Source organism: Bradyrhizobium monzae (assembly GCF_021458635.1).
In the GTDB taxonomy this organism is placed as follows: domain Bacteria; phylum Pseudomonadota; class Alphaproteobacteria; order Rhizobiales; family Xanthobacteraceae; genus Bradyrhizobium.
The window spans coordinates 1,621,977-1,636,817 of sequence record NZ_JAIRDQ010000001.1 but is presented as its reverse complement, the minus strand read 5'-3'; the positions used below and the strand labels follow the sequence as shown (position 1 = coordinate 1,636,817).

Below are 14,841 nucleotides of genomic sequence, written 5' to 3'. Positions count from 1 at the left end.
CATCGACGCGTCCGCGTCGAAGAATCCGCCAACCTCGCTTGCAATGTTTAGTAAATGGTGGTTCACTAAACAAATCGAGCCTGCCGGGCCTCTAGAATCCGGGCGGCGCGAGGAAACGCCAGTTTAGTTATTCAGCTCGTCAAGGACTGTGTCGCTCTGCTCGAAGCATTCGGGCGGACAGGAAAGCCGCGCCATGTCGATGGCCGGCCCACTCGGAGGGAACGCATCATGAAACGAACGATGAAGACGCTTGTAGTGGCTTGCGGGGCCGTTGCCGCCGCATTTGGCGTCGGAGCGGGGACCACGCCCGCGCTGGCGCAAGGCAAGACCATCACGCTGTGCTGGGCCGCATGGGATCCCGCCAACGCGCTGGTCGAATTGTCGAAGGACTTTACCGCCAAGTCGGGCATCGGCATGAAGTTCGAATTCGTGCCGTGGACCAACTACGCCGATCGATTCCTGAACGAGCTCAACTCGCACGGCTCACTGTGCGATCTCATCATCGGCGATTCCCAATGGATCGGCGGCGCGGCGGAGAACGGCCAGTACGTCAAGCTCAATGATTTCTTCAAGAAGGAAGGAATCAGCATGGACGATTACATGCCGGCCACGGTCGTCGGCTACTCCGAGTGGCCGAAGAACACGCCGAACTATTGGGCGCTGCCGGCGATGGGCGATGCGGTGGGCTGGACCTATCGCAAGGACTGGTTCGCGCGGCCGGACGTGCAGAAGGACTTCAAAGCGAAGTACGGCCGCGATATCGGCGTGCCGAAGACGCTCGATGAGCTCAAGGACATCGCGCAGTTCTTCCAGGGCCGCGAGATCGACGGCAAGAAGGTCTATGGCGCCTCGATCTACACCGAGCGTGGCTCTGAGGGCATCACCATGGGCGTCTCGAACTACCTTTACGACTACGGCTTCAAATACGACGATCCGAAGAAGCCGTATGCGATGGACGGGTTCGTGAACTCAGCCGGCGCGGTGAAGGGGCTCGAGGCCTACAAGGAGCTGTACAAGTGCTGCACGCCGCCCGGCGCCTCCAACTCCTACATGTCGGAGGGGCTTGATGCCTTCAAGTCCGGCCAGGTCGCGCTGCAGATGAACTTCTTCGCCTTCTTCCCGGGCCTCTACAAGGACCCGAATGTCGGCGGCGACAAGATCGGCTTCTTCGTCAATCCGGCCGGTCCCGCCGGACAGGCGACGCAGCTTGGCGGACAGGGCATCTCGGTGGTCTCCTACTCCAAGAACCAGGCCGAGGCGCTGCAATACATCAAGTGGTTCTCCGGCGGCGACGTCCAGAAGAAGTGGTGGGCGCTCGGCGGCTATTCCTGCGCCAAGTCCGTGCTGAACGATCCGAGCTTCCCGACCAGCGCGCCCTTCGCCAAGGAATTCCTGCAGTCGATGGGCATGGTCGTCGACTTCTGGGCCGAGCCGTCCTACGCCCAGTTGCTGCAGGCCGAGCAGAAGCGCGTGCATGACTATATGGTGGCCGACAAGGGCACCGCACAGGAAGCGCTCGATGGTCTGGTGAAGGACTGGAAGGCCATCTTCAAGGAAGAAGGCAAGAAGTTCTGAGATAGCTTGCCCGGAGCGCGTGCGCTCGCGCTCCGGGCTTTCCTTCGATGACCGGAACCGTCGCATCGTCGACGCCCCGGTGCCAGGATCGGTCGACGCAATGAATGAATTGAGTGCCTCTTCGCGGATCACCTATCGGGCCGTCATGGTCCGGTCAGGCATGGCGCGTCGTATCAGGGGCCTGTCCGACAGGACGCTCGCCTGGCTCTTCATCACGCCGACGATCTTGCTGCTGCTGGCGATCAATATCTTCCCGTTGCTGTGGACGATCTATCTGTCGTTCACGAATTACCGCGCCAATCGCGCCAACGTGCCGACGATCTGGCTCGGGGCCGACTGGTATCAGTCGATCCTGACCGATCCGGACATCTGGGCGGCGATGCAGGTGACGGCGCATTTCGTGATCTGGACCGTGGTGATCGAGACCGTGCTTGGATTTGGCCTTGCCTATCTCATCGACAAGAAGTTCCGCGGCCACGGCATGTGGACCACGATCATCCTGCTGCCGATGATGCTCTCGCCCGCCGTCGTCGGCAATTTCTGGACGTTCCTCTATCAACCGCAGATCGGCTTGTTCAACTACGTCATCGCCTTCTTCACGGGACGCGCGGCCTCGTCATTCCAGATGCTGGGTGACGTCACGCTGAGCCCCTGGGCCATCGTCATCGTCGATGCCTGGATGTGGACGCCCTATGTGATGCTGATCTGTCTGGCCGGCCTGAGGTCGATCCCGGACTACATCTATGAGGCGGCCGAGGTCGACCGCGCGTCGAAATGGCGGCAGTTCTGGTCGATCACGCTGCCGATGGCGCTGCCGTTCATCATGCTGGCGGTGCTGTTCCGCGGCATCGAGAATTTCAAGATGTTCGACATGGTCAATCTGCTCACCGGCGGCGGGCCGGGATCGACCACGGAAGTCGCCTCGATCACGCTCAAGCGTGCCGCGTTCGAGAGCTGGCGCACCGGCTATTCCTCGGCCTTCGCGATCATCCTGTTCGTGACGGTCTTCGGTCTCGCCAACATCTACGTCAAGGCGCTGAACAAGGTGAAAAGCCGATGACCTCAGTCACCGCAGCCCATTCCGTCGTTGAGCCGTCGGCAACGACACGGCGTTTTGCCGGCTCGCTCGTCGTGCTCTATGCCGTCATCACCATGATCCCGCTGGTCTGGATCGTGCTCACCGCGTTCAAGTCGCCGGATGATGCGATCTCCTATCCACCCAAGGTGATGTTCAAGCCGTCGCTCGAAGGCTTCTGCAACCTGTTCACGACCCGCTCGCGCCAGACCCCGGAATTCATCCGCTCGCTGGGACCGCCGCAGGGGCTCTGCGACGGCATCGCACGCGACCGCAACATGGTGGTCGCCGGTCCCTCGAACTATGTGCCGCGCTTCGTCAATTCGCTGATCATCGCGTTCGGCTCGACCGTGCTCGCCGTTGCGCTCGGCACCCTATCGGCCTACGGCTTCTCGCGGTTCCGCGTGCCCCTGAAGGACGATTTGCTGTTCTTCATCCTGTCGACCCGGATGATGCCGCCGATCGCCGTCGCGATCCCGATCTATCTGATGTACCGCACCATCGGATTGTCGGATACGCGGCTCGGAATGATCCTGCTCTACACCTCGGTCAACGTCTCGCTCGCGGTCTGGCTGCTCAAGGGGTTCATCGACGAAATCCCGCGCGAGTACGAGGAGGCGGCGATGATCGACGGATACACCCGCTTCCAGGCGTTCGTGAAGGTGGTGCTGCCGCAGGCCACCACGGGAATCGCGGCAACCGCAATCTTCTGCCTGATCTTCGCCTGGAACGAATACGCCTTCGCGGTGCTTCTCACCTCGGGCAATGCGCAGACGGCGCCGCCCTTCATTCCGATCATCATCGGCGAGGGCGGACAGGACTGGCCCGCAGTAGCCGCCGGCACGACGCTGTTCCTGGTGCCGATCGTGGTGTTCACGGTGCTTCTGCGCAAGCATCTGCTGCGTGGTATCACCTTTGGAGCGGTACGCAAATGAGCCTCGATGCCATCCCATCCATCGCGCGTCGCGGTCTTGCAGATCGCATTCTGCGCCGTGGTCCGTTAGAGGCCGCAGCGACCACGATCATCGCCGCCGGTGTCGTCATGCTGATGCAGCCATTCTCCCTGACGCTGTATTCCTGGTCGTTTGCGACGACCCTGTTCGGCACGGTGATGTTCACCATCGTGTCGAAGGTCCGGGAGTAGGCGCGATGGCACAGATCAGGGTCGAGGCGCTCGACAAGTCCTTCGGGGCGTTTCATGCGGTCAAGTCCGCCAGCTTCACGGTCGAGGACAGTCAGTTCCTCTGCCTGCTCGGACCGTCCGGCTGCGGCAAGACCACGACGCTCCGCATGATCGCAGGCCTGGAGCTGCCGACATCGGGCACCATCCGGCTCGACGGCGAGGACGTGACGATGAACCGCGCATCGGCGCGCGACATCGCCTTCGTGTTCCAGCTCTTCGCGCTCTATCCGCACATGAATGTCCGGCACAACATCGGCTTTCCCCTGAAATGCGAGGGCATCAGTGCGGCCGAGCGTGACCGGCGGGTCGTCGAGGCCGCGCGCATTCTGCGGATTTCCCATCTGCTCGATCGATCGGTATCGGGCCTTGCCGGCGGCGACCGTCAGCGCGTCGCGCTGGGGCGGGCGATCGTACGCAAGCCGAAGTGCTTTTTGATGGACGAGCCGCTCGGCGCCCTCGATACCGAGATGCGCGAGGCCATGATTCATGAGCTGCGAGCCCTGCATGACCGCCTGGGAGCAACGACCGTCTATGTTACGCATGACCAGCTCGAGGCCATGGCGATGGCCGACAGGATCGCGGTGATGAACAATGGCGTCGTCGAGCAGGTGGCAACCCCGCGCGACATTTATGACCGACCGGCATCGCTGTTCGTCGCGGACTTCATCGGCTCGCCGCCCATGAATTTCCTGCCGTTCCGCGCCGGCCTGCAGACCGGCGCAGAGGCGATCCGGCTCGGTGAGCGTGATGTTGCAATTCCGGCCGCGCGCGAGGCGATGGCGGAAAGCGAACTCGTGCTCGGGGTACGGCCCGAGCATGTGCGCTTTACCGATCGCGGCATGGTCCGCGGCGAGGTCTATGGCACGGAGTATCTGGGCACGACGCAGATCGTGACCGTGACGACACACTACGGCGCACTGAAGGCCCGCTCGCCCAGCAGCAGATCGTTCCGGACCGGCGAGACGGTCGGGCTCGACTTTCGGCCCGATACGCTGTCGATCTTCGACAAGGCGTCGGGCCGGGCCATTCGCACCGCGCTGCATGAGGGAGGCGCGCATGGCTGAGGTCGAGATCAACGCTGTTTCCAAGGCCTTCAGCAAGACGCAAGCCTTGAGCGATCTGTCGCTGACCATCGGCGATGGCGAGTTCGTGGCACTGCTCGGGCCGACCGGCGCGGGCAAGACCACGGCCTTGCGGTTGATTGCCGGATTGGAGCAGCCGGACTCTGGCTCGATCCGCATCGACGGGCGCGACGTGACCGGCGATGCACCGGCGGACCGCGACGTCGCCTTTGTCTTCCAGCAATACTCGCTGTATCCGCACCTGACCGTGTTCGAGAACATGGCCTTTGCGTTGCGCGCGCCGACCCGCCGGGTGCCAGAGGCCGATATCCGCGCGAAAGTGCACGAGGTAGCGCGTCTGCTTCACATCGAGACCAAGCTCGACAACAAGGCGACGCAGTTGTCGGGCGGACAGATGCAGCGCGTCGCGATCGGTCGCGCCCTGGTTCGTTCGCCCTCGATCTATCTGATGGACGAGCCGCTTTCCTCGCTGGATGCCAAGCTGCGCGGCGAATTGCGCCTCGAGCTCAAGCGGATCCAGGTCGATCTCGGCGCGACGATCCTCTATGTCACGCACGACCAGACCGAAGCGATGACCATGGCGTCGCGCATCGGCGTGGTCGAAGGCGGCCGGCTGATGCAGATCGGATCGCCGCGCGAGATCTACGAGAACCCGATTAACGCGCATGTCGCCGCAAGGCTGGGCCAGCCGACGATCAACCTGCTGCCGGCCGCCCTGTTCGGCGGCGGGCCGGCCGGCGCCGAGACCATCGGTGCGCGGACAGAGCACCTGACGATTGCGCGCGGCGGTGGCGACGTCTCGGCGACCGTCAAGCGGGTCGAGCATCTCGGCGACCAGAGCCATCTCCATCTCGACCTCGCCGGCCGGCCGGTTGTGACCCTGGCGGATCCCGAGGCGGGCTTCGGCGCCGGCGATGTGGTCTCGCTCCGCTTGAACAGGCCGCTGTTTTTCGATGCGAAGGGCGGGAGGGTAGCGGCATGAGCCTTGATCGGGTAGCCAGGGAAAGATTGGTGCGAGCGCTGGCGGGAGCGGTGATCGAACACGCAGATGAATTGACGAGCCTCGACCAGGCGATCGGCGATGGGGATCACGGGCTGAACATGAAGCGCGGCTTCGAGGCTGTGCTCGCGACATTGCCGGGCCTTGCCGACAAAGCGCTCCCGGACATGCTGAAGGCGATCGGAATGACCCTGGTCATGAAGGTCGGCGGTGCATCGGGCCCGCTGGTCGGAACTTTCTTCATGGAGCTGGGCAAGGCACTTCCGGAGCAACCGAGCCGAGCCGATCTCGTCGCAGCGACGGAGAAGGCGATCGAGGCGGTCAAGGCGCGCGGCCGTTCCGAGGCAGGGCAGAAGACGCTGCTGGATGTCCTGGTGCCGGTGCACGCCGTTCTGGCGGAAGGCGGCGACGCCAGGGCGATCGCGGCGGAGGCTGTACAAGCGGCCGATCGCACCACGCCGATGCAGGCGATCCGCGGCCGCGCGTCGTTTCTTGGGGAACGTTCCATCGGTCATATGGACCCGGGCTCGCGCTCGGCGTCCCTTCTGATCGGCGCAGCAGTTGAGACACTGGAGTTCGAGGTCAATACATGAGCAGTTTACGTCCCGGCAATGTCGGAATTGTCATCGTGTCGCATTCGCCGAAGATCGCGGAAGGCGCGGCCGATATGGTGCGCCAGATGGTCGGAGATGCGGTGCCGCTGGCCTGGACCGGTGGCGATGTCGATGGCGGGCTCGGTACGAACGTTGCAGGAATCCTCGAGGCGATCGAGACGGCCTGGTCACCGGCAGGCGTCGCGATCCTTGTCGATCTCGGTGGTGCCGAGACCAATTCGGAGATGGCGGTGGAGATGCTTCCCGAGGATCGGCGCGCGCGCGTCCTGGTCTGCAATGCCCCGGTGGTCGAGGGGGCTGTGATCGCTGCGACCGAGTCTTCAGGCGGCTCGCCGCTGGCCGCCGTCAAGCGCAGCGCGGAGGAATTCTATGCATGATGCCAACGCCAATCGGGCGGCCCAGACGTTTGCGACGCTGACCGCTTCCGCGGTCCTCGTCAATCCGGTCGGCCTGCACGCGCGGCCATCGGTGAAGCTCACCCAATTGGCAAAGGGCTTTACCGCCAAGATCGAAATCGCGCTCGCCGCTGACGGACCCTGGACGGATGCCAAGAGCCCGGTGAAGGTGATGCGTGTGAAGGCGCCGCAGGGTGCAACGCTGCATTTCCGCGTCGCTGGTCCCGATGGCGAGGCGGCGCTCGCGGCCATGCTGGGGCTGGTGCATGACGGTTTCGGCGAGGCGTAGAATCGTGGGCGAGATCCATCTCACCGGCCATCCCGCTTCGCCTGGTCTCGCCATCGGCCCGGTCGCCGTGCTGACGAATGCAGTGGCGAGCCGAGCAGCGAAGGGTGATCCCGCTCAGGAGGCCGCAGCGCTGAAGGCGGCGATCGAGGGGGCAGCGATGGAGCTCGCGGAGCTGATCGCGACGGTTCATGGCGAGGCCGCGGAAATCCTGGAGTTCCAGGTCGCGATGCTAGGCGACGATGCGCTTGCGGAGGGGGCTTACGAAGCTGTTGCAGCCGGTACGGCGGCCGATGAAGCCTGGCGCGCGGCACTCGACGCGGAGATCGCCGGCTATCGCGCGGCGGATGAGGAATATTTCCGGGCCCGTGCCGCGGATCTGGTCGATATTCGTGACCGCGTGCTCGCGGGTCTGAATGGCGCAGACGCGGTCGCGCAGATCTCCGGCGATTCCGTCGTCATGGGCGATGACATTTCGCCGTCGACGTTCCTGGCCGTCGACTGGACCCGTGGCGGCGCCATCGCGCTGGCTAGTGGATCGCCGTCGTCGCATGTCGCGATGCTCGCGCGATCGCGCGGCGCCCCGATGGTCGTTGGACTGGGTCCGTTGCCGTGGAACGGACAGCCGCCGTCATTGGCGCTCGTCGATGGCGACACCGGCACCGTGATCTTTGATCCCAAGCCCGAAACGCGCCGCCTGTTCGAACACCGCATGGTGGCTGCGAATGCCGCGCGGATCGCTGCCGATGCCGGCCGCCTCAAACCGGCGCTGACGGCCGATGGAAGGCGCATCGCCGTCCTGCTCAACGTTGCCGCGCCCGAAGAACTTGCGGGCCTCGATCCCGCGATTTGCGATGGCATCGGACTCGTGCGGACGGAGTTTCTGTTCGAGGGATCGAGAGGCCTGCCCGAGGAGGATGCGCAATATGCGGTCTATCGGCGCATTCTCGAATGGGCCACGGGACGGCCGGTGACGATCCGCACCCTCGATGCCGGCGGCGACAAGCCAATCGCCGGCCTGACGGTCGATGGCGAGCGCAATCCATTCCTGGGCCTGCGCGGGATCCGCCTCTCGCTGGCGCGGCCGGAGGTGTTTCGCCTGCAGTTGCGGGCGCTGTGCCGCGCGGCCGTCCATGGAACACTGAAGGTGATGCTGCCGATGATCGCGGTCCCCGCGGAGCTCGACCGTGCCAACGCCATGCTGGATGCGGAGTTTGCGGCGCTCAGGGCAGAGGGCATCGCCTGCGCTAGGCCGCCGCTCGGCATCATGGTCGAGGTCCCCGCGGCTGCGCTATGCGCGGAGGACTTTGGCGCGGCGTTCTATTCCATCGGGTCGAACGACCTGACCCAGTACACGATGGCTGCCGCGCGCGACATCGGTGCTGTCGCCGATCTCAACGATGCCGGCCATCCGGCGGTGCTGGCGCTGATCGCGCGCACCGTCGAGGCCGGACGCAAGCGCGGCGTCGAGGTCTCGCTGTGCGGCGATGCCGCGGCCGATACACGCTTGACGAAGGCGCTGGTGGCGACAGGCCTGACGACCCTCTCGGTCTCACCGATTGCGGTGGCGCGGCTCAAGGCCGCCATCGCCGGGGTGTCCGCATGAGCGACGATGCAGGCGAAGACCGGCCGGGCGACAGCAATGTCGCGGATTACAAGCTCATCCTGCGGCGGGCGCTCGACAATCGGCCATCGGGGACGCGGTTGAAGCTCGCGGCGGCGCTCGGCAAGAACCGCTCCTTCGTCAGCCAGATTACCAATCCGGCCTATCTGGTGCCGATTCCGGCGAAGCATGTCCCCATTATCTTCGAAGTCTGCCATCTCGCAGGCGCCGAGCGTGCCGCTTTCCTCGAAGCCTACGGGCGCGCACATCCGGGGCGGCTGCGCGGCGCCCACCGCGAAACGCGCACGCGAACTGTCGCAGTGACCGTGCCCGATCTCGGCGACGACAAGAAGAACCGGGCGCTCGAGCAGCTCATCGTCGACTTCGCCGCTCAGCTCGCACGCTACGCCGAAAGCATCGGCTGACGAATTCGGACTGAAAAAAGATAACCGGGAGGACGCCATGAAAAAGCTGATCAACAGCGCCGACACGGTGCTTGAAGAGAGTCTCGACGGGTTGGCGGCTGCACACGCCGATATCCTGCAACTCGGCGCCGAGCGGAAGTTCGTGCGCCGCCGTACCCTGAAGCCGGGCAAGGTTGCGCTCATCTCGGGCGGCGGCTCCGGCCATGAACCGCTCCATGCGGGTTTCGTCGGCGTCGGCATGCTCGATGCCGCGTGTCCGGGCCAGGTCTTCACGTCGCCGACGCCGGATCAGATGATCGAGGCGGCCGAGGCCGTCGACACCGGGGCAGGCGTGCTGTTCATCGTCAAGAACTACGAAGGCGATGTGATGAATTTCACCATGGCTGCCGAGATGGCAGGGCGCGAGATCGTCAGCGTGGTGACCAATGACGACGTCGCGGTCGAGAAATCGACTTACACCACCGGCCGTCGCGGCGTCGCCGGCACGCTGATCGTGGAAAAGATGGTCGGTGCCGCGGCCGAAAAAGGCATGCCGCTCGCCGCGCTCAAGACGCTCGGCGATGACGTCAATCGCCGCACCCGCTCAATGGGCGTGGCGCTGCTGCCGTGCACCGTTCCGGCGGCGGGCCGGCCCAATTTCACCCTGGCAGACAACGAAATGGAAATGGGCGTCGGCATTCACGGCGAGCCGGGTCGCCGCAGGGTGCCGCTGGCATCTGCCGATGCGATTGCTTCCGAGATGCTCAACGCGATCCTCGGCGATCTCGCGCCGAGCAAGGGCAGCGAAGTCCTGCTTCTTGTCAACGGATTTGGCGCAACGCCGCTGATCGAGCTCTATCTGATGGCCAACAGTGCCAAGCGTATCCTGGACGGGACAGGGATCGCGGCGACGCGCTTCCTAACCGGGTCCTATGTGACGTCCCTCGACATGGCTGGCGCCTCGATCACCGTCTCCGTGCTCGACAGCCAGTCAAAGCAATTGTGGGACGCCCCCGTTCATACCGCAGCACTTCGCTGGGGCATCTGATCGATTTGGCTCACGTGCGGATCACGAAGCCCTTGGCAAGATGATTCCGCACAAAATAGATCATCGCGATTCCCGGCACGAGCGCGAGCACGGTCATCGCCATGACGAGGCCAAAATCGGTTCGGAAGCCGAACAGCGCGTTGATGGCCATGGTGATCGGCTTGCCGCCGGTCGTCGTCAGGATGCGCGCAAGCACCACCTCCACCCAGGAGAAGATGAAGCAGAAGAACGCGGTTACGCCGATGCCCGGCGCAATCGCAGGAACGAGATGGCGAAAGAAGAAGCTGGGAAGCGAGTGGCCGTCGAGAAACGCCGTCTCGTCGAACTCGCGTGGCACTGACGCGATAAACCCCTCCAAAATCCAGATCGAGATCGGGATGTTGAAGACGCAGTGAACCAGCGCGATGCCCACCGGCGTGTTCTCCAGGCCTATTTGCGCGAACAGGACGAAGATCGGCAGCGACAGCACGACGGTCGGGGTGATGCGGAACACCAGCAGCAGGAAGAACAGCTGCCGGTCGCCGACGAAGCTGTAGCGCGCGAATGCATAGGCGGCCGGTAATCCGACGCCGAGGCAAAGCGCGACGTTGAGCACGACGTAAATGACGGAGTTGAGGATCGCCTGCTGCAGAACCGGCGAATGAAGAATGTTCTGGTAGTTGATGAGGCTGAAATGCCCTTCCGCGATCCCGGCGCGCGGCAGCGTCGACACGAAGCTGGTGACGATCGTCTGCGCCAACGGCACCAGGACGAAGGCACCGACCAGTGCGAACAGGGTGATCCGCGCGAGAGCTGACGGCGACTTCACTCGGCGGGCTCCAGGGCGACCGGGGCCCGTGTGCTCGTGGCCGCCTTGAAGATCCACGCCACTGTCAGGACGATCAGGAAATAGACGATCGAGCGGGCGGCGGACGGTCCGTAGTTGAAGGACTGGATCTCCTCGCCGAGGTCGAGGCTGAGGAACGCGGTGGCGCTATCGGGTCCTCCCGCATTGATGCGGAACGCCTCGATATAGATCATGAAGCTGTCCATGAAGCGGAGCAGAACGGCCATCGACAGCACCGTCTTCATCTTCGGCAGTTGAATGAAGCGAAACACCTGCCATGGCGATGCGGCGTCGATGGCGGCGGCCTGATAGTACGCGGGCGGGATGCTGGAGATGCCGGCATAAGCCAGCACGACGACCAGCCCCAGCCAGTGCCAGGTGTCCATCACGATCAGCACGATCCAGGTGTGCAGGGCATTGAACTTGTAGTCGAAGCCGACGCCCAGCCAGGCCAGCATACGGCCGGCGAGACCGATATTGGGATTGATGAAGTTGAGCCAGATCACCGGAATCATGTTCCACGGGACCACCAGCGGCACGGTGATCAGGACGAGAACGGTGCTGACGACGATGCGACGCGATCGCTGCAGAAGAAGCGCAATCCAGACGCCGAGCGGCAGTTGGATCGACAGAACGATGGCGGAGAACAGAAAGCTGCGTCCGAGGCTCGCGTAAAAGCGCTCTGAGGTGATGATGTTCCGGTACCAGTCGACGCCGACCCAATACGGGTTGCTCAGGCTGAACAGGTCCTGGAACGAGTAATTGGTGACGGCGACCAGCGGAAGGATTCCGACGAAGGTCACGATGACCAGGGCGGGAAGCACCAGGAACCAGGCTCTGTTGTCGTATGGCTTCATTTCAAACGATTGCAGCGGGGGACACGTCCAGGCACGAAAAATGCCTCGATTGACACCGAGGCCTTCTCAGCATTCCGGATCAAATCAGAACTAGCCTGTCAAACGGCTGAAGTCCAAGAGACGGCAGCGCAGCCCAGTTCCGCGCGGCGATCATGTGTCGTCAGTGCGGACTGCGTTCATCGCCCCGATCGCTCTCCGGGTCGCCTTCCGATTCCTGGATGAGCACCACCGGCTCGTCATAGCCTTTGCGGCTGCTGTAGAACACCAGCGCCATCAGGCCGGCGCCGACGAGCAGCGAGAGCACGACGCCGAACACCAGCGCGATATAGCCCGCCTCCGGCACCTTGGTGTCCGTGCTGGTCCAGCCGAGATAGCCGAGAATGCAGGCGGCGGCGAGCAGGGCGCACAGCACCGCGATGATGACCCATCGGATAAGCTTGCCGTCTCCGGGGCCGGTCGACTGATTGTCGGGACTGGTCATGGGCCTCTCCTCGAGCGCGTTGCGTCGCGCTTACGGTGCGGTCGCCTTGGTTGCGAGGGCATGCAATGCGCCCGTCAATGCCGTGACGACGGCCTTCCCCCGCTCGCCAATGCCGTGGCGGCCCGTGAGATAGGCCGGATCGTTATAGGACAGCCAGGTCGCGCCTTGCTCGTCCTGCCAGACAAGCGCTTTCAGCGGCAGGTCGATGCCGACAGTCTGCGCCTGCTGCATCAACGGCGTGCCGCCCTTGGCATTGCCGAAGATGAGCAGGTCAGTCGGCCGCAGCTTCAGGTCGACCGCGGCCGCACCCGCGGCGTGATCGACATGGGCAAACACGGTAAGGCCCTTGGCCTTCACCTCGGCCTCGAGCCGCTTCATCGTGTCCGCAGGCCCAAAGCTGCTCTTGATGGTGATCAGTCCGTCTGTGGCCATTGCCTGCGTCTCCCATGAACACATCGTTGCGACCAGAGCGAGGATCTTGATGAGCGCCCGAAGCCTCATGATCACGCGCTCACTTCGTGTGAAATAATCGTGCCGGGTCGAATTCCGGCTCCGGAATGAAGCCGTCGCGATTGGGCATCTTGATCTTCGGCAGACTGTCCTTGTCGACCTTGCCGTCGGCGGGAACGATGCCGTTGAGGCTCAAAATGTAGGCGGTGACGGCGTAGGTCTCGTCGCTGCTGAGCGAGCCCGGCGTCGGATACGGCATCGCGCGATGGATGTAGTCGAACAGCGTCGTCGCATACGGCCAGAAACTGCCGACGGTCTTGACCGGCATGTTGGAGGCGAGCGTGCCCTGTCCACCGGCGAGACGATCCTTGATGCCGCCCTGGCCGTTCTCGCCATGACACGCCGAGCAATAGTCCGAAAACACCTGCTTGCCTTGTGTGACCGTGCCGCTGCCGTCAGGCAGGCCCTTACCATCGGGCCCGACGTCGATGTCCCACAACTTGATCTCATCAGGTGTCGCGGGACGGCCGAAATCGAACGCAAAGGCGGGTGAGGCGAGCAGGCCGATCGTGAGCACACCTGTGATAAGTCGCTTACGCGAGGACATTGCGAACCCTCCCGGCCGCGTCGATGCTCCAGGTCTGCTGGGCGTTGTAGTGAAACAGCGCGTTGGTTCCCATCGCGGCGATGAAGGACTGCCGGTCCGGCTGGACATTGCCTTGTTCGTCGGTCGAGCGGCTCACGACCCTGGTCGGCTTGCCGTCCCAGGCCCAATCCATCTGGAAGCGGACCTGGGCCTTGGACAGTACCGGCTGGCTCAATTGCGCTTGCGTCCAGGTCTTGCCGCCATCGGTCGAGATCTCGACCTTGGCGATCTTGCCATGGCCGCTCCAGGCAAGGCCGGAGATGCGGTTGTAGCCTTGCTGAATCTGCATCATGCCAGAGGGCTGGATGATGACGGAGTTGGTGTCCATCCGCAATTGAAATTGCCGCGCCTTGCCGTCGGCCAAGAGCTGCGTGTAGCGCGCCGTCTCCCAGCGCGTCATCCAGGGTGCGCTGCCGAATTTGAGACGGCGCAGCCATTTGATGTTGAGATTGCCTTCGAACCCCGGCATCACCAGCCGCATCGGAAAGCCGTGCGCGGGCCGCAACGGCTCGCCGTTCTGCCCATAGGCGACGAAAGCCTCGTTCACGATCTCGTCGGTGAGGGGAATGCTGCGGTCGACACCCGCGCCGTCGCCGCCTTCCGCCAGCATCCAGGTCGAGTCCTTGTCCTTGGCGACGAGGTCGATCAGGAATTTGAGCGGCACGCCGGTCCATTCATTGGTGCTGACGAGGCCGTGCGTGTTCTGCACCGTCAAGTCGGGATCAGCCTTCTTCCAGTTCTCCCAGCCATTGCCGGTGCATTCGATGAAGACCACGCGCGTCACCGATGGCATCCGCTTGAGATCGTCTGCGCTGAAGACCAGCGGCTTGCCGACCATGCCATGGATCAGCAGCCGGTGCTGTTCGGGATCGATATCGGGCACGCCGGAATGGCTGCGCTCGTAATGCAGATCGGTTGGCGTGATGTTGCCGACCAGCCTCTGGTGCGGCGTCTTGGAATTGATGGCGTTGCTCGGGTCGATATTGCGCTTGCCTGGTGTGGACTCCGGAATGCGATCGATCTTGGCGAAACGGGATCGTTCGCTGTGTGCGCTGAGATCCGCGCCAGGCCCGCGATCGGGGACGTCGGCCAGGGATTCCGCATTAGCCGCCTCGGTCGCAGCCACGCTCAAAATGCCCGCCGACAGGCCACCCACAAAGCCCCGGCGCGACACGCTCGCAGGTCGGGGCAATACATCAATTGTCGCCTTGGACGTCATACGATCTCCCGCTGATAATCGTGTCTTTTGGAAAAACCGTCGCTCTCATGTCGCGACATTTACCGCATGCCGCGCAGATTGCTCGTTAGCTTGTGTT

General features: G+C 63.6%; 18 protein-coding genes. 12 read left to right on the top strand and 6 right to left on the bottom strand.

What is annotated here, in order from left to right; translation table 11 throughout:
- Positions 1 to 228 precede the first annotated feature (228 nt).
- The 12 genes from K3F49_RS07945 (at position 229) to dhaK (ending at position 10,265) form a co-directional block, all read left to right on the top strand.
- A complete protein-coding gene (locus K3F49_RS07945; protein WP_234680321.1) occupies positions 229 to 1,575 on the top strand; it encodes an ABC transporter substrate-binding protein in 1,347 nt (448 codons plus the stop codon).
- A gap of 100 nt (positions 1,576 to 1,675) precedes the next feature.
- Positions 1,676 to 2,635: a carbohydrate ABC transporter permease gene (locus tag K3F49_RS07940; protein ID WP_234680320.1), complete on the top strand. Its 960-nt coding sequence runs from the start codon at positions 1,676 to 1,678 to the stop codon at positions 2,633 to 2,635.
- A complete protein-coding gene (locus K3F49_RS07935; RefSeq protein ID WP_234680319.1) occupies positions 2,632 to 3,585 on the top strand; it encodes a carbohydrate ABC transporter permease in 954 nt (317 codons plus the stop codon). The genes K3F49_RS07940 and K3F49_RS07935 overlap by 4 nt, the downstream gene beginning before the upstream one ends.
- On the top strand, positions 3,582 to 3,794 hold the full coding sequence (locus K3F49_RS07930) for a hypothetical protein (protein ID WP_234680318.1): 213 nt from the start codon (positions 3,582 to 3,584) through the stop codon (positions 3,792 to 3,794). Before K3F49_RS07935 ends, K3F49_RS07930 begins: the two co-directional genes overlap by 4 nt.
- 5 nt (positions 3,795 to 3,799) lie before the next feature.
- Complete coding sequence (locus tag K3F49_RS07925; protein ID WP_234680317.1) at positions 3,800 to 4,897, top strand: ABC transporter ATP-binding protein; 1,098 nt, start codon at positions 3,800 to 3,802, stop codon at positions 4,895 to 4,897.
- The gene (locus K3F49_RS07920; protein WP_234680316.1) at positions 4,890 to 5,897 is read left to right on the top strand and encodes an ABC transporter ATP-binding protein; all 1,008 of its coding nucleotides are present in this window, start codon (positions 4,890 to 4,892) and stop codon (positions 5,895 to 5,897) included. The genes K3F49_RS07925 and K3F49_RS07920 overlap by 8 nt, the downstream gene beginning before the upstream one ends.
- On the top strand, positions 5,894 to 6,508 hold the full coding sequence (gene dhaL / locus K3F49_RS07915) for a dihydroxyacetone kinase subunit DhaL (RefSeq protein ID WP_234680315.1): 615 nt from the start codon (positions 5,894 to 5,896) through the stop codon (positions 6,506 to 6,508). Before K3F49_RS07920 ends, dhaL begins: the two co-directional genes overlap by 4 nt.
- A complete protein-coding gene (dhaM, locus tag K3F49_RS07910) occupies positions 6,505 to 6,906 on the top strand; it encodes a dihydroxyacetone kinase phosphoryl donor subunit DhaM (RefSeq protein ID WP_129267357.1) in 402 nt (133 codons plus the stop codon). Before dhaL ends, dhaM begins: the two co-directional genes overlap by 4 nt.
- Positions 6,899 to 7,213 carry an HPr family phosphocarrier protein gene (locus tag K3F49_RS07905; RefSeq protein WP_234680314.1) on the top strand — a complete coding sequence of 105 codons (315 nt, stop codon included), beginning with the start codon at positions 6,899 to 6,901 and terminating at the stop codon, positions 7,211 to 7,213. The genes dhaM and K3F49_RS07905 overlap by 8 nt, the downstream gene beginning before the upstream one ends.
- Before the next feature lie 4 nt (positions 7,214 to 7,217).
- Positions 7,218 to 8,816, top strand: coding sequence for a phosphoenolpyruvate--protein phosphotransferase (gene ptsP / locus K3F49_RS07900; RefSeq protein WP_452100619.1), 1,599 nt, complete (start codon positions 7,218 to 7,220; stop codon positions 8,814 to 8,816).
- The gene (locus K3F49_RS07895; RefSeq protein ID WP_234680312.1) at positions 8,813 to 9,238 is read left to right on the top strand and encodes a hypothetical protein; all 426 of its coding nucleotides are present in this window, start codon (positions 8,813 to 8,815) and stop codon (positions 9,236 to 9,238) included. The genes ptsP and K3F49_RS07895 overlap by 4 nt, the downstream gene beginning before the upstream one ends.
- A gap of 37 nt (positions 9,239 to 9,275) precedes the next feature.
- Positions 9,276 to 10,265, top strand: a complete 990-nt coding sequence (gene dhaK, locus K3F49_RS07890) for a dihydroxyacetone kinase subunit DhaK (RefSeq protein WP_234680311.1) — start codon at positions 9,276 to 9,278, stop codon at positions 10,263 to 10,265.
- 10 nt (positions 10,266 to 10,275) lie between these two features.
- Here the strand turns inward: dhaK and K3F49_RS07885 are convergent, their stop codons facing one another.
- From K3F49_RS07885 to soxC, 6 genes are all read right to left on the bottom strand, one after another.
- Complete coding sequence (locus tag K3F49_RS07885) at positions 10,276 to 11,073, bottom strand: carbohydrate ABC transporter permease (protein WP_234680310.1); 798 nt, start codon at positions 11,071 to 11,073, stop codon at positions 10,276 to 10,278.
- Positions 11,070 to 11,948, bottom strand: coding sequence for a carbohydrate ABC transporter permease (locus K3F49_RS07880; RefSeq protein ID WP_234680309.1), 879 nt, complete (start codon positions 11,946 to 11,948; stop codon positions 11,070 to 11,072). Before K3F49_RS07880 ends, K3F49_RS07885 begins: the two co-directional genes overlap by 4 nt.
- Positions 11,949 to 12,108: 160 nt before the next feature.
- Positions 12,109 to 12,429, bottom strand: a complete 321-nt coding sequence (locus K3F49_RS07875) for a hypothetical protein (protein ID WP_234680308.1) — start codon at positions 12,427 to 12,429, stop codon at positions 12,109 to 12,111.
- A gap of 30 nt (positions 12,430 to 12,459) precedes the next feature.
- Positions 12,460 to 12,930, bottom strand: coding sequence for a DUF302 domain-containing protein (locus K3F49_RS07870; protein WP_234680592.1), 471 nt, complete (start codon positions 12,928 to 12,930; stop codon positions 12,460 to 12,462).
- Positions 12,931 to 12,940: 10 nt separating this feature from the next.
- Positions 12,941 to 13,486, bottom strand: a complete 546-nt coding sequence (locus tag K3F49_RS07865) for a c-type cytochrome (RefSeq protein WP_234680307.1) — start codon at positions 13,484 to 13,486, stop codon at positions 12,941 to 12,943.
- On the bottom strand, positions 13,473 to 14,744 hold the full coding sequence (soxC, locus tag K3F49_RS07860) for a sulfite dehydrogenase (protein WP_234680306.1): 1,272 nt from the start codon (positions 14,742 to 14,744) through the stop codon (positions 13,473 to 13,475). The genes K3F49_RS07865 and soxC overlap by 14 nt, the downstream gene beginning before the upstream one ends.
- Between the last annotated feature and the right edge of the window lie 97 nt (positions 14,745 to 14,841).

Coding starts and splice junctions, on each gene's coding strand:
- K3F49_RS07880 (WP_234680309.1), bottom strand. CDS start 11,948: ATGAAGCCATACGACAACAGAGCCTGGTTCCTGGTGCTTCCCGCCCTG.
- K3F49_RS07875 (WP_234680308.1), bottom strand. CDS start 12,429: ATGACCAGTCCCGACAATCAGTCGACCGGCCCCGGAGACGGCAAGCTT.
- K3F49_RS07930 (WP_234680318.1), top strand. CDS start 3,582: ATGAGCCTCGATGCCATCCCATCCATCGCGCGTCGCGGTCTTGCAGAT.
- K3F49_RS07895 (WP_234680312.1), top strand. CDS start 8,813: ATGAGCGACGATGCAGGCGAAGACCGGCCGGGCGACAGCAATGTCGCG.
- dhaL (WP_234680315.1), top strand. CDS start 5,894: ATGAGCCTTGATCGGGTAGCCAGGGAAAGATTGGTGCGAGCGCTGGCG.
- K3F49_RS07935 (WP_234680319.1), top strand. CDS start 2,632: ATGACCTCAGTCACCGCAGCCCATTCCGTCGTTGAGCCGTCGGCAACG.
- dhaK (WP_234680311.1), top strand. CDS start 9,276: ATGAAAAAGCTGATCAACAGCGCCGACACGGTGCTTGAAGAGAGTCTC.
- K3F49_RS07925 (WP_234680317.1), top strand. CDS start 3,800: ATGGCACAGATCAGGGTCGAGGCGCTCGACAAGTCCTTCGGGGCGTTT.
- soxC (WP_234680306.1), bottom strand. CDS start 14,744: ATGACGTCCAAGGCGACAATTGATGTATTGCCCCGACCTGCGAGCGTG.
- K3F49_RS07940 (WP_234680320.1), top strand. CDS start 1,676: ATGAATGAATTGAGTGCCTCTTCGCGGATCACCTATCGGGCCGTCATG.
- K3F49_RS07870 (WP_234680592.1), bottom strand. CDS start 12,930: ATGAGGCTTCGGGCGCTCATCAAGATCCTCGCTCTGGTCGCAACGATG.
- K3F49_RS07945 (WP_234680321.1), top strand. CDS start 229: ATGAAACGAACGATGAAGACGCTTGTAGTGGCTTGCGGGGCCGTTGCC.
- dhaM (WP_129267357.1), top strand. CDS start 6,505: ATGAGCAGTTTACGTCCCGGCAATGTCGGAATTGTCATCGTGTCGCAT.
- K3F49_RS07865 (WP_234680307.1), bottom strand. CDS start 13,486: ATGTCCTCGCGTAAGCGACTTATCACAGGTGTGCTCACGATCGGCCTG.
- K3F49_RS07905 (WP_234680314.1), top strand. CDS start 6,899: ATGCATGATGCCAACGCCAATCGGGCGGCCCAGACGTTTGCGACGCTG.
- K3F49_RS07920 (WP_234680316.1), top strand. CDS start 4,890: ATGGCTGAGGTCGAGATCAACGCTGTTTCCAAGGCCTTCAGCAAGACG.